This is a genomic window from Streptomyces sp. NPDC034049, assembly GCF_055575575.1.
This window is the reverse complement of record NZ_JBVISJ010000016.1, coordinates 64,053-76,922: the sequence shown is the minus strand read 5'-3', so window position 1 is coordinate 76,922 and position 12,870 is coordinate 64,053. Positions and strand designations below refer to the sequence as shown.

The 12,870-nt window shown below is 70.1% G+C and carries 8 protein-coding genes and 1 pseudogene; 6 read left to right on the top strand and 3 right to left on the bottom strand.

The window, feature by feature from the left end:
* Positions 1-38 precede the first annotated feature (38 nt).
* From ACZ52C_RS34500 to ACZ52C_RS34490, 3 genes are all read right to left on the bottom strand, one after another.
* A complete protein-coding gene (locus ACZ52C_RS34500; protein ID WP_469078479.1) occupies positions 39-1,175 on the bottom strand; it encodes a LacI family DNA-binding transcriptional regulator in 1,137 nt (378 codons plus the stop codon).
* A gap of 195 nt (positions 1,176-1,370) precedes the next feature.
* On the bottom strand, positions 1,371-3,038 hold the full coding sequence (locus ACZ52C_RS34495; RefSeq protein ID WP_469078478.1) for an amidohydrolase: 1,668 nt from the start codon (positions 3,036-3,038) through the stop codon (positions 1,371-1,373).
* Positions 3,039-3,202: 164 nt separating this feature from the next.
* Positions 3,203-4,681, bottom strand: a complete 1,479-nt coding sequence (locus tag ACZ52C_RS34490) for an APC family permease (protein WP_469078477.1) — start codon at positions 4,679-4,681, stop codon at positions 3,203-3,205.
* Between the two features lie 147 nt (positions 4,682-4,828).
* On the opposite strand from ACZ52C_RS34490, the gene ACZ52C_RS34485 reads away from it, so the two are divergent.
* From ACZ52C_RS34485 to ACZ52C_RS34460, 6 genes and pseudogenes are all read left to right on the top strand, one after another.
* A complete protein-coding gene (locus ACZ52C_RS34485) occupies positions 4,829-5,521 on the top strand; it encodes a TetR/AcrR family transcriptional regulator (protein WP_469078476.1) in 693 nt (230 codons plus the stop codon).
* A 110-nt stretch (positions 5,522-5,631) separates the two neighbouring features.
* Positions 5,632-6,267, top strand: a complete 636-nt coding sequence (locus tag ACZ52C_RS34480) for an ArsR/SmtB family transcription factor (protein ID WP_469078577.1) — start codon at positions 5,632-5,634, stop codon at positions 6,265-6,267.
* Positions 6,264-7,610 carry an MFS transporter gene (locus tag ACZ52C_RS34475; RefSeq protein ID WP_469078475.1) on the top strand — a complete coding sequence of 449 codons (1,347 nt, stop codon included), beginning with the start codon at positions 6,264-6,266 and terminating at the stop codon, positions 7,608-7,610. The genes ACZ52C_RS34480 and ACZ52C_RS34475 overlap by 4 nt, the downstream gene beginning before the upstream one ends.
* A gap of 63 nt (positions 7,611-7,673) precedes the next feature.
* Positions 7,674-8,192, top strand: a pseudogene (locus tag ACZ52C_RS34470) (IS701 family transposase); the annotation flags it as partial.
* Positions 8,170-8,553, top strand: a complete 384-nt coding sequence (locus tag ACZ52C_RS34465) for a hypothetical protein (protein WP_469078474.1) — start codon at positions 8,170-8,172, stop codon at positions 8,551-8,553. The pseudogene ACZ52C_RS34470 and the gene ACZ52C_RS34465, both read left to right, overlap by 23 nt.
* Positions 8,554-8,774: 221 nt before the next feature.
* Positions 8,775-12,428 (top strand): NB-ARC domain-containing protein, encoded by a 3,654-nt coding sequence (locus ACZ52C_RS34460; RefSeq protein WP_469078473.1) that lies wholly within the window; start codon positions 8,775-8,777, stop codon positions 12,426-12,428.
* The last annotated feature ends 442 nt before the right edge of the window (positions 12,429-12,870 follow it).

Genomic DNA, 12,870 nt, shown 5'->3' with positions numbered 1-12,870 from the left:
GGCCGGGACGGCCGTGATGAGGTGCGGGTGGGCGGGGTTCAGTGCTGTGCCGGGCCACCTCCGTCCGCGGGCACCGGGGCGGGGGTGGCCCGGCGGCGGGGTGCGGTGCGTCGGCCGCGGGCCGGGGGCGTCCGGCTCGGTGGCGGCGCGGTCGAGGCGCGGACGACGAGGTCGATGGGTGGATCGCTCGGCGGCAGCGGGTCCGCGTCGGGGTTCTCGATGGCGTGCACGAGCCGCTTGAGCCCTTCCTGGGCCACGGCGTCGAACGGCTGGCGCACCGTGGTCAGGGGAGGAGTCACATAGGCGGCGACCGGGATGTCGTCGAAGCCGACGACGCTGACGTCCTCCGGCACCCGGCGGCCGGCCTCCGCCAGCGCGCGGATCAGACCGATCGCCATGTCGTCGTTGGCGCAGAAGACGGCGGTGACGTCCCGGTTCTCGGCCAGCACGCGGCCGGCCGTGTAGCCGGACGCGGCCGACCAGTCGCCGGTGACGACCTCGGGCACGTCCTTCCCATGTGCCGTCAGGGTCGCCCGCCAGCCCTCCAGCCGGTCCCGGGCCGCGTACCACCGCTGCGGACCCGCGAGGTGATGGACCGTCGTGTGGCCCAGCGCCAGCAGGTGTTCGGTGGCGGTCCGCGCCATCAGTTCGGCCCCGTCCCCCGCGTTCAGCACCGCGGGGGCGGTGACGAACGGCGGGGCGCCGATGACCAGCACCGGCACGGAGAGACGGGGGGTGTCGCCGTTCTCGCCGGCCTCGTCGATCGGCTCGGAGATGACGACGCCGTCCACGCCCTGGTCGAGCAGCGAGTCCACCGCACCGGCGATCCCGGCCGGGTCGCCCTCCACGGTGTTGACCACGCGGAGCGCGTAACCGGTGTCCCGGACGACCCGTTCGACCCCCATGAGCAGGGAGGCCGGGCCGTACAGGGCCGTTCCCAGCGTCACCACCCCGATGGAGCGGGTGCGCCCGGAGGCAAGCGCCCGGGCGGCGTTGTTGCGCCGGTAACCGAGCCGCTCCGCGGCTTCCGTGACCCGTCTGCGCACGTCGGCGGAGACGTACGGTTCGTCGTTGAAGACCCTCGACACGGTCTTCTGCGAGACCCCGGCCAGCCGTGCCACATCCGTGCTGCTAGGTGCCGCGGGGCTCCCGCCCCGCCCTGTACCTCGCGTCATGATGCCTCCCGGTGACCGCACGGACCGACCCAATGATGTCAGACATCACCTTTCTGACTGCGCTGTCATGTCTGCGTAGTCATGTCTACGCAGTCATAGGGCCGGCGTCAAGGGGTCGGACCCATCTCCGTACGGCCGGACCCGCGCCCGCGAGCCGTGGGGCGCGGGTCCTCGGGTGCCGCGTGCCGGGGACGGTCAGGCGTCGGGTGCCGCGTGGACGCGTATCCCGTCCACGAAGGTCTGCAGGACCCGGGTGGCCGCGATCTCGTCGGCCGGGTGCGCGAACGGGTCACGGTCGAGGACGACCAGATCGGCCGCCTTGCCGACGGTGATGCTGCCGGTGAGGGTGTCGAGGTGGTTGGCGTAGGCGCTGCCCGCCGTGTACGCCGCGAGGGCGGTACCGAGGTCGAGGCGCTGGGCGGGCAGGAACTCCGGGGTGCCCTCCGGGGCGTCCGGGGAGACACGGTTGACGGCGACGTGCACGGCCTGGAGCGGGTCGGGGCTGCTGACGGGCCAGTCGCTGCCCGCCGCGAGCGTGGCCCCGGCGCGCAGCAGATCGCCGAACGGGTACTGCCGGGCGCCGCGTTCCGGGCCGAGGAACGGCAGGGTGAGCTCGTCCATCTGGGGCTCGTGGGCCGCCCACAGCATCTGCAGGTTGGCGGTGGCGCCGAGCGCCCGGAACCGTCGTACGTCGTCGGGATGCACCACCTGGAGGTGCGCCAGGTGGTGGCGGGTGTCGCGAGGGCCGTTGGTGGTGCGGGCGGCCTCCACGGCGTCGAGCGCCTCACGCACCGCGCGGTCGCCGAGGGCGTGGAAGTGCACCTGGAAGCCGTGCGCGTCGAGTTCGGTGACGTACTTCTTCAGCTCGCCCGGTTCGACGAAGCTGATGCCGCTGCCGTCCGAGGCGCACCCGCAGCCGCTGAGATAGGGGTCGAGCATCGCGGCCGTGTGGTTCTCGGCGATGCCGTCCTGCATGATCTTCACCGTGCCGGCCCGGAACCGGCCCCCGCTCAACTCCTCGCGGCGCGCGAGGAGTTCGGGGATCTGGTCGGCGCCGCGCTCCCGGTCCCACCACAGGGCGCCGACGACGCGGGCGGTGAGCTGCCCCCGGTCCAGGGCCGCGCGGTACGAGGGTGCCGGGTCGGTCATGTTGGCGTACGCGCCGACGATGGCGTCCTGCCAGGCGGTGACCCCGTGGGAGTGCAGCACCGCCTGGGCGCGCAGCAGGGCGGTGAGCTGTTCCTCGGGGGTGGGGTCGGGCACCAGCCGGCCGACGAGGTGGACGGCGCCCTCCTGGAGCGTGCCGGTCGGCCGGCCCTCGGCGTCGCGTTCGATACGGCCGTCGGCGGGGTCGGCGGTGCGGGCGTCGATCCCGGCCAGCTCCAGGGCCCGGGAGTTGACCCAGGCGCCGTGGTGGTCGCGGTTGGGCAGGAAGACGGGCCGGTCGGGGACGACCGCGTCGAGCGCGGCGGCGGTGGGGGCGCCGCCGGGGAAGGCCTCCAGGGACCAGCCGCCGCCTGTGATCCACTCGGCGTCCGGGTGCGCGTCGGCGTACGCCCGGATCCGCCGCAGGTACTCGGCGGGGTCGACCGTGTCGGCGAGGTGGCACTGGCCCAGTTCCAGGCCGGCGCCCTGCGGATGGACGTGGGCGTCCTGGAAGCCGGGCAGCAGCAGCTTCCCGGTGAGGTCGACGACCTCGGTGCCGGGCCCGACGAGGGCGTGCACCTCGTCGTGGCCGACGGCCGTGATCCGTCCCCCGCGCACGGCCACGGCGGTGGCCCGGCTGCGCGCGGGATCGACGGTGTGGACGGGCCCGCCGGTGAGGACGAGGTCGGCGGGGGCCGTGGCCTGGGGCTGGGGCATGCGGGGGAACTCCCTGGCGGATGCGGATGCGGATGTGGAGGTGGGGGCGGGGGCGCGGACAGGGCGGACGGGCATGGGGCCGGACGGGTCCGAGGGGCCGGCGGGCGTGCGGGCCGGCCGGACCTGCGGGCGCGACAGGCGTGCGGGCCGCTCGGGCCTGCGGGTCAGGCCGGCGTGCGGTCCATGGGCAGGGTGAGGGCCTCGGCGTCCGTGCCGCGGCCGGTGGCGAAGTACGGCGACCGGCGGACGTACTTGGCGACCGCTGCCATCCCCAGACCCGCCAGGACGATGACGGCCGGCAGGGAGAACATGAACCACCCGTTGTCGGGGCTCAGTTCGAAGTGGTCGCTCATCGTCAGGTAGGAGTAGCCGAGGTAGCCGCCGAGGCCGAGCAGGATCAGCCCGGACACCGCGGGCACCCCCACGGCGAGCACCGCCGTGCGCAGCCCCTCGTGTCGCGCGGACCGGAAGCGGACGGCGCAGGCGAGGGCGGTGAGGCCGTAGTAGAGGGCGACGAGCAGGCCGATGGCGTTGACGGCGGCCAGCAGCATGTCGCTCAGCTTGGGCAGGGCGACGGCCAGCAGCGCGATCGAGGACGCGACGGCGAGCACGACGACCGTACCGGCGGCCGGGGTGCCGTGGCGCGGGTGGACCCGGGTCCACAGCGGGCCCATCGTGCGGTCCCGGCCCATCGCTAGCAGGCCGCGGGCCGTCGGGATCAGCGTGGACTGCACGGAGGCCGCGGCGGAGAACATCAGGGCGACCAGGGGGAGGGTGGCCCAGGGCTCGGCGGCCAGCTTCTGCCCGAGGTACGGCAGCGCCTGCGGACCGTTCTCGATCAGCTCGGCGAGGCTCATCTCCCGCTGGAAGGCCACCGAGGCGAAGAGGAACAGGCCCAGCATCGCGAACAGCGCGATCAGGCCGCCCCTGGCGGCGTCGTCCGGCTTCCTGGTCTCCTCCGTGACACTGAACGCCGCGTCCCAGCCCCAGAAGAAGAACACCGCGAGGACCATGCCCTGGGCGAAGGTGGTGCCGTCGCCGATCTCGAAGGGGTTGAACCACGACAGCGAGAACGACTGTTCGCCGGTGACGAGGGCCCAGCCGCAGAACCCGATCAGCACGGCGTACTCGAAGACCAGCAGCGCGAACTGGAAGCGGGTGGTGGCTCGGGTGCCGGTGACGGCGAGGGCGGTGAGACCCAGCAGGAGCACGAGTCCGACGGCCGTGCTGACGCCGGTGGACGTCGGATCGAGGGCGACGCCCGCCAGGCTGTGCAGCCCGGCCTTGTCGGCGAAGGCCAGGACGACCGAGCCCATGACGGCGCTGGTGTACGCGCAGAAGATGACCGAGCCGACGAGGGTGACCCAGCCGGTGAGGAAGCCGGGCCAGGGGCCCAGGGTCCGGCCGACCCAGGTGTAGCCGTTGCCGCAGTTCGGCTCCGAGCGGTTGAGCCGGGCGTAGGCGGTGGCGATGCCGAGCACCGGCAGGAAGGCGAGGAGCAGGAGGGCCGGGCCCTGGAGTCCCACGATGGTCGCGATCGTGCCCATGCCGATGGCGATGCTGGTGGTGGCGGCCGTGCTGGAGGCGGCGATGGCAACGCCGTCGACCACGCCGAGGGAGCGGCGCAAGGGGGTGGATGACATGGAGGCTCCTCGTGGGGAGAGTGACGAGGGTAGAGCCGCGCGGGACTTTGATGGAACACCCGGCGTTCGTCTTGCGTCAATGCTGTTGACATAAGGGTCCCCCACCCCTTCACTGCCGGTACGCGTCCCGACCGACAGGAGCCCCCGATGTCCAGCCGTGTCCCGCAGGAACGCAGCCGCCGCCGTCCCACCCGCTCGGGCGTGATCCTCTCGGAGGAGCTGATCGTGGAGACCGCGCTGCGGCTGATCGGCGAGCACGGCCCGGAGGCGCTCAGCGTGCGCCGGCTCGGCACCTCCCTGGGCTGCGACCCCAGCGCCCTCTACCGCTACTTCCACGGCACCGACGACCTGGTGCTCGCCATCGCCGACCGCATCATCGGCGACGCGATGGCGGGCTTCGTCCCCGGCGACGACTGGGTGGTCGCCCTGCGCGAGATGGCGCTGCGGGTCCGCGACGGCTACCTCGCCCACCCCAGGGCGGCCGCCTTCGCCTCGTACCGGGTGACCCGGCGCCCGAACGAGATCCGCGCCGTCGACACCGGCATCGGACTGCTGCTCGCGGCGGGCTTCGGGCCGGCCGACGCGACCCGCCTGTATCTGACGTTCATCGACACCGTGCTCAGCCATGCCGCGATGGAAGCGGCGCTCCAGGCGCTCCCGCGCGGGCAGCGGGAGGCCGACGAGCGGGCGTGGAGCGAGGTCTACCAAGGGCTGGACCCGGCGGCGTACCCCGCCCTGACGGCCGTGCGCCAGGATCTGCGGGCGATGGGCGGGAGCTCCTTCGAGGACGCGGTCGACCTGCTGCTGGAGGCGCTGGCGGCTCGCGCGCCGAGGCGCTGAACCGGAGGGGGGAGGGGGCTCTTCGCGGAGATTTCTTCGCAAAGGAATATTCGCAAAGAACTCTTTGCGAAGAACTCTTTGTGGTTTAGCCTCATGGGGTGACCGATGCGATGAACAGGCCCGAGGGCGTGAGTGTCGAGGAGACCTCCGTCGTTCTGGATGCCAAGGGGCTGCGTGCGATGGCGCACCCGGTGCGGGTGCAGCTGATCGGGCTGCTGCGGAAGTACGGCCCGTCGACGGCCACCCGGCTCGCCGAGCGGCTGGGCGTGAACTCCGGGACGGCCAGCTACCACCTGCGGCAGCTCGGCGCGGCCGGATTCGTCGAGGAGGACACGGGGCGCGGCAACGCGCGCGAGCGCTGGTGGCGTTCGGTGCATCAGACGACGGAGCTCAACGACCGCGAACTGGTCGAACGTGAGCCCGAGGCCACCATGGCGTTCCTCCAGTCCGTCGCCACCACGTACACCCTGCGCACCCAGCAGACGCTGAACGAGCTGCAGACGATGCCCAGCGCGTGGCGGGACACCTTCGACATGAGCGACTGGGCGTTGCGGCTCACGCCCGAGGAGGCCGTCGGCCTGCGGCAGGAGCTGCGGGACGTCATCGCCCGGTACCGGAAGGACACGCCCGAGGAGGCGGCGAGTGCCCCGGAGGGAGCCCGGCGGATCGGTGTCGTCGCCCACATCCTGCCGGAACTGGACGCGCCCGCCGCGTCGGAGACCGAGGCGGGGAGGGGGACGTCGTGACGGGGGACGCCTTAGGCACCGACGGCGCGCTGCCCGGAGGACGGTCGTCCTTACGGCCTCTGGGCGGGGTGCTGGCGGCCATGGCGGTGTCGCTGACCGGTACGCGGGTGTCGGCGGTCGCACTGCCCTGGTTCGTCCTGGTCACGACCGGCAGTGCCACACTGACCGGCCTGGTCGCCTTCGCCGAGACGGCTCCGTACGTGGTGGTCAAGGCGCTCATCGGGCCGCTGGTGGACCGGGCCGGTCCCCGGACCGTCTCCTGGACCACGGACCTCGCCAGCGCGACCGCCGTAGCCGCCGTCCCCCTGTGTCACGCCCTGGACCTGCTGTCGTTCCCGCTGCTGCTGGTCCTGGTCGCGGTGATCGGCGCCGCCAGGGGACCCGGGGACCTGGCCAAGGAAGTCATGGTCCCGGAGGCGGCGGAGCGCGGTGGGGTGCGGCTGGAGCGGGCCACCGGCCTGTCCGGCGCGACGGAGCGGCTCGCGTCCACCGTCGGCCCGGCCGTCGGTGGCTCGCTGGTGGCGCTGCTGGGCCCGTTGTCCGTGCTGGTCCTCAACGCGGGATGCTTCGCTCTCGGGTCGGTGATCACCGTGGTGGCGCTGCCTCGCCGGGTGGCGGAGCACGCCGAGGGCGCCTCGCCGCCGGCAGGGGAGACGGGGGCGGGCTACTGGACACGCTTCGGCGAGGGCTTCGCCTTTCTGCGGACCGAGCCGCTGCTGCTCACGGTGATCGTCATGGTGGGGATCACCAACTTGCTCGACGCCGCGTTCATGACGGTTCTCATGCCCGTCTGGGCCAAGGAGTCCGGCAACGGGCCGTCGGCGATCGGTCTCACCGGCAGCGCGATGGGGGCCGCGGCGGTCGCGGGAAGCCTGATAGCGGCCCTGGCCGCACACCGGCTGCGTCGGCGGCTCGTGTTCCTCGGCGGGTTCCTGCTGGCCGGTGCCCCGAGATTTCTGATCCTCGCCGTCGACGCTCCGCTGGGAGTGATGCTGGCCGTCTTCGCGGTCAGTGGATTCGGCGCGGGTTTCCTCAACCCGGTGATCGGGGCCGTCCTCATCGAGCGGATCCCCCGCCGGTTGCTGGGCCGGGTCAACGCGCTCGGTGACTCGCTGGCGTGGGCGGGCACCCCGCTCGGCGGGCTGATCGCCGGGGCGGTGGTGTCCTCCACCGGCCTCGTGCCGGTACTGCTCGTCTGCGGAGCCGCGTACTTCCTCATCACGAGCCTCGCGGGACTGCGGCGGGAGTGGCGCGAGATGGACCGCCGGACGGGGAGGAACGTCGCGAGGTGGCACCCCGAGAAGACCGCTCCCCACCCCAACCAGAAAGCGAACAGCTCCTAGTAGTGCTTGGTCAGGTTGATTCGCCGGTGGCGTGTCCGTTTGATCGGGTGTCGTTGACCGGGTGTGCTGGGTGGGGAGTTGGCCGCGGTCCGGTGTGATCTGGAGGACTTCGCGGCGGAGATGTGCGAGCCGTTCGCGCGGGCGGATCAGCACCGGTGGGGCCAGGTGTATCTGCGGGGCCTGCTGCTGGACGGGCGGCGCAAGTCGGTGGAGCCGATGGCCGCCCGGCTGGGCGGGGACGGCAACCGGCAGGCCCTGGCGAACTTCATCACCACCAGCCCGTGGGACGCGGCGCATGTCCGCGCTCGCCTCGCCTGGCGGATGCAGCACGTGATCAAGCCGACCGCGCTGATCGTCGATGACACCGGCTTCCTCAAGGACGGGGACGCCTCGGCGTGTGTGGCCCGGCAGTACACCGGCACCGCGGGCAAGGTCACCAACTGCCAGGCCGCAGTCTCGCTGCACCTGGCCTCCGACGACGCGTCGGCGGCTGTCGAGTGGCGCTTGTATCTGCCCGACCTGGTGGGGCGACTCCGACGTCCCGACGACGAGCGGTGCAGTGGCGCGCCATCAGGTCCAGGAGTCCGCAGTCCACACCTTCGACGCCCAGCTGACCACCGGAACTCCCCGGCCCGTCCCGGCGGTTGTCGCACTCGACGGCATCGCTGAGTTCATCGGCGTCAGTCATGGCACCGCCGGTCCCTGGCCGCACGAGCCGACCCGGATCGGCCTGCACGCCGCCGAGGGCGAATCGTGGCTGCTCGACCTGACGGCGTCGGGCTCGCGCATCATCGATGACCACCACGAAACGGCCGCAAACCTGCACGGATCGGCGAGCAACGTGTTGCTCACCCTGCACGGCCGCCTTCCCTTGGACGACCTGCGAAGCGAGGGTGACCGCGCCACCCTGGAAAACCTCCTGCGCCGGCCCGACCTGGGCTGACCTCCCAGCGCGAGAAACCCCCTGCGCGGCGGGGCCAATGCTCTGACCTGTGGTCCCACCAGCAAAATCGCGATCTACAGCTGAAGCACTAAGTGCGATGTTGCCCGGAACGGGCAGATTTGCACGGAATGGGTATGGCACGGTGGAGCAGGCATACGGTGGGAGCCTGATGAGGGCCGGAAACGGGGCCAGTTACTCGCCCCTGACCGAACGGGGGTTCCATGTCGGAGGAAGAGTCTGATCGGGAAGAGTCCAGCACTGGCGGAGATCATGTCGATTTTCGCGAAAGCGTCATCTGGGGCGATGTCGTCGGTGTTCAGAACAACTACTACCCTGCGCCCGGCCTATCGGCCAGCGATCTGCTGTTGGCGGCATCATCACGACCACCGGTGACCGGCCGCGAGGTGGCTCGCCCCGAACTATATGAGCCCCTGGTCCGCCGAGTTACGGCGCGGGGCGCGAGCCGCTCCCCTGTCTCCGCGCGACTGGTCGGTGCGGGTGGCTTCGGGAAGAGCACACTGGCGTCGATGGTCTTCGAATCCCCTGAGGTGCGGAAGCGGTTCGGGAAACGGGTGTACTGGGTGTCGCTCGGCGAGCAGCTCGCCGAAGTCGAGGTCCTTACGAAGGTCAACGCCTTGACCGTGGAACTGCTCAGGCCGTCGTCCGCTGACGGCGTTGCGGACCATCGACCCTCGCTGGACATGCAGCAGGCCGGCGAGCGGCTACGGGACCTGCTCGGCGCGAAGCCCACGCTGCTGGTGGTCGACGACGTGTGGAACGAGCAGCAACTTGCCCCCTTCATCGGAGGACGGGGCGAATGCGTCGTCCTGATCACATCGCGCTCTCGGGACATCCGACCAGAAACACCCTCTATCGAGGTGGACGAGATGACAGAGGGGCAGGCGATACAGCTCCTCACCTCTGAGCTCGCTGGGACAGAAGGCATCGATTGGCGCGATGTATTGGAGGGCATTGGCCGTTGCCCGCTGGTGCTCGAATTGGCCCACGGCGAGTTGCGTGAACGGACCGAGTTCGGTGAGCCCTTGGCGCGGGCGGTCCGCCGCATACAGGACGACTTCGCCAGCCGCGGGCCCACAGCCTGGGACGACCAGCACCCGACCCGGCGTGGCCTGGCCTTCGCAGCCGAAAGGAGCCTGAGCTACCTGGACGCATTGATCCCACAGGGCCGCGAACGCTTCGTCGAGCTCGCCGTCTTCCCCAAGGGCGGCGCAGTCCCTCTGCGCACTCTAGCCACCCACTGGCGGGAGTTCATGACCCCGGATGAACTCGAGGTGCTGTGCCGTCGACTCGCCCGGCTCTCCCTGGTCCAACAGCTCCAACTGGGCGCCCATGGCTCGCTCCGGCTGCATGACGTAATCCATGATCATCTAGTTCACGAGACCGGTACCCGACTGCCCGCACTGCACCGGCGACTGCTGGAGGGACACGCTCAGGAGCATTGGTGGCAACTGCCTGACGAAGAGCCATACATGTGGGAGTGGGTCGCCTACCACCTCGGCCAAGCCCGGGTGGGCGGTGCCGATGACTTGCTCTGCGAGCTGCGATGGCTCGAGGCTCGGATGGACCGGGCCGGACCTCCGGGACTGGCACGAGACTTCGCGCACGCCACCAGGCAGGCGACGAGTCGGCTCCACGAAGCGCTGGTTCGCACCTACCACCTGCTGTCCCCTCGCGAGTCCGATTCGCACTTCGCCGCCACGCTGATCACCCGGTTGCACGGTGTCGAAGGAATGGAGGAGATCGTCGCCGGGTTTGAGCGGGCTGTCACGGGAACTGCCTGGCTGGCTCCCATGGGGCCGCCGGCCGACCTGCCGCACCCTGCCTTCCGAGGCACGCTGGCACAGGTCGGCGCCCGGCATTTCGCCCTCTCGCGTGACGGTACGTGGTTGGTGGTGGGTCACTGGGACGGGACGGTCAGCATCTGGGACACAGCCGATGGCAAGTGCATGGCTCAGGAACGATTGCATCGTAGGCCCGTCATGAGCGTGGGGATCCTGGGTAACGGCACCCACGTGGTCAGTTGTCCCCTGGGCGGCCCTGCCCAGTTGTGGAACTGGCAACAGACAACGGTTGAAAACGACCAGTTATGGCCTGGCGGTAGCGTTGCAGGATCTCGCCCGTTCGGGTCGGAGAGCCGGTGGGCTGTCACGGCCGATCCGGCGCTGCCACGCGTGGTGGAGCTCGGTGGTGACCTCCCGCTGCGGTTCTTCGACGCGTCGGGTGACGTACGGCCCACTCCACAGGCTCTCACCCATCGGGTGCTCCACAGTTCATGGGCTCCGTTCCCTCTTTGGCTGCTCCCCTTGCTGGCGGCCAGCCAACAGTCCCGCACCCAAACCGTTCTGCTGTCGACCATCGGACTTGCTCTGACGTTGGTCTTCATGTTGGGGGTCATGCCCTTTCTCGATCGTCGTGGCCGCCATCTGATGGATCATCACGAGCACATCCATGCGGCAGCATTTTCCGCCGATGGCGCACGGTTGGCGACTGCCGCCGGCGACGGAATCGCGCTATGGAAAACTTCGAACGGGCGCCGCCTGCAATTCTTCGCACAGGACCAAGACGTCCTGCAAAGCAGTGTTGCACTCGACTCGACAGGCTCAAGACTTGCTCAAGCAGACGCATTCGCGGACACATTCCGACTCTGGGACACGCATTCGGGTCGGCTCCTTGCCGAGGAGACGATCCCCACGACCCCTGCCATCTGGCCCTCGGTGTCCTTCTCCCAGAACGGAGAATGGGTCGCCTGCGGTAGTGCCGATACCGTTCGTGTGTGGAGCCTGCGCGACGGCGCAGCTCGCGCGGTCCTCACCGGGTTCACCTCGCCGGTGTCCGACATCGGCTTCACCCGCGACAGTCGCACTCTCCTCACCGCCCAGGTCAGCGCACCCATTCGAAAGTGGGAACTCTCGCAACTGCTGGACGCCCCCCTCGCCGCGACAACTCAACGCGAGGTGTACAAGGTGGCCTTCTTTCCCGGAGACAGCCGTTTCGTCACCGCGGGCCCCGGCCGCGACGTAACTCTCCACCCTAGCGACGGTTCAGCTGACCCGAGCGTGCTACGAGGGCATACCGCGCAGGTACTCACCGTTGCCGTCGAGCCGGGAGGTCAGTGGCTGGCCAGCGGGGACGTGGAGGGAAACGTACACATATGGACCGGAACAGGAGAGCTTCTCCGAAGCTTCCGGGCACACAAGGGGGCCGTCACCGCCCTCCTTGCCGGACCGGCGGGTGCGTGGCTGGCCACCGGGTCAATCGACAACACCTTGACCATATGGAACCGGGAGGGCGCAAAACTCCGAACCATGCACGATGTCGACGGAGGCAAGGACCGGGTCCTGAGGGCTGTCAGCGGGCTGGCCCTGCTCGACTCCGGTGCCACTCTGGCCGCATCGGGTTCGGACGGATTGATCCGGTTCTGGAATACGACTTGCTGGACTTCCCAGCCGACGGTGAACTTGAGGAACGACAAGCAGTACGGGGAAGAGGATGAGCGCTCGGCCGGCATAGATGTTGTGGCGGCCTCCGCTGATGGCTGGTTGATGGCAGGGGCCAGTTCTTCGCGACCTATCCAGGTATTCGCCAGGGATGGGTTCCAAGGCGTCAGATATCTGATTTACGGCGCCAGGGGGACTGTCACCGGACTGGCATTCTCTCCTCATGAGACCCACGTCGCCTGCACCGACATGGACGGCGTGCTGAGCATCTGGAACTCTGAAGGCCAGTCCTGCGTGGCGTCTCTGGGCGTGGACGACATCCTGCATGACTGCGCCTGGTCCCCCAGCACTCCCCACATCGCTGCTGTCGGATCCTGCGGTACGTATCTGTTCACGCTCCGCGGCTTGCAATCCTGAAGGGCACGGAACGGGCTTGGCCAGTCCCCGCTTGGGCGGTCTGGGCTCAGGGCCTCCTCAACGGCCGCCAGGATGGCCTCGGTGTCGGCACCCAACGTGCGGGCTGAAGAGGTGAAGTCATCTGCGCGGGTCGAGAGTTGCAGGTGCAGGGGCGGACCGGGTCGGCCGGGAGTGCCGCCACCCGGGGAGCCCGCCCCACGGCGGGTCCGGAGCAGCTTGGCGGGTCCAGTTGATTACCAGCGGACCGGTCCGTCACTGTCGGTGGGCATCTCGGGGGCGAACATCCACGACAGTCAGGCCCTGGAGCCGCTTGTGCGGGGTATCCCGCCGATCCGCTGGTCCGTAACCTGGCTCGCCGGCTGCCGAGACTCCACCGCCGCTACGAGCGCAAAGCCGAACACTTCCTCGCTTTCGCCGCCATTGCCTGCACCCTCATCTGCTA

Excerpts from the sequence above, each read along its gene's own strand:
- ACZ52C_RS34490 (WP_469078477.1), bottom strand. The coding sequence starts at position 4,681 with ATGTCATCCACCCCCTTGCGCCGCTCCCTCGGCGTGGTCGACGGCGTT.
- ACZ52C_RS34480 (WP_469078577.1), top strand. The coding sequence starts at position 5,632 with ATGAACAGGCCCGAGGGCGTGAGTGTCGAGGAGACCTCCGTCGTTCTG.
- ACZ52C_RS34485 (WP_469078476.1), top strand. The coding sequence starts at position 4,829 with ATGTCCAGCCGTGTCCCGCAGGAACGCAGCCGCCGCCGTCCCACCCGC.
- ACZ52C_RS34460 (WP_469078473.1), top strand. The coding sequence starts at position 8,775 with ATGTCGGAGGAAGAGTCTGATCGGGAAGAGTCCAGCACTGGCGGAGAT.
- ACZ52C_RS34500 (WP_469078479.1), bottom strand. The coding sequence starts at position 1,175 with ATGACGCGAGGTACAGGGCGGGGCGGGAGCCCCGCGGCACCTAGCAGC.
- ACZ52C_RS34495 (WP_469078478.1), bottom strand. The coding sequence starts at position 3,038 with ATGCCCCAGCCCCAGGCCACGGCCCCCGCCGACCTCGTCCTCACCGGC.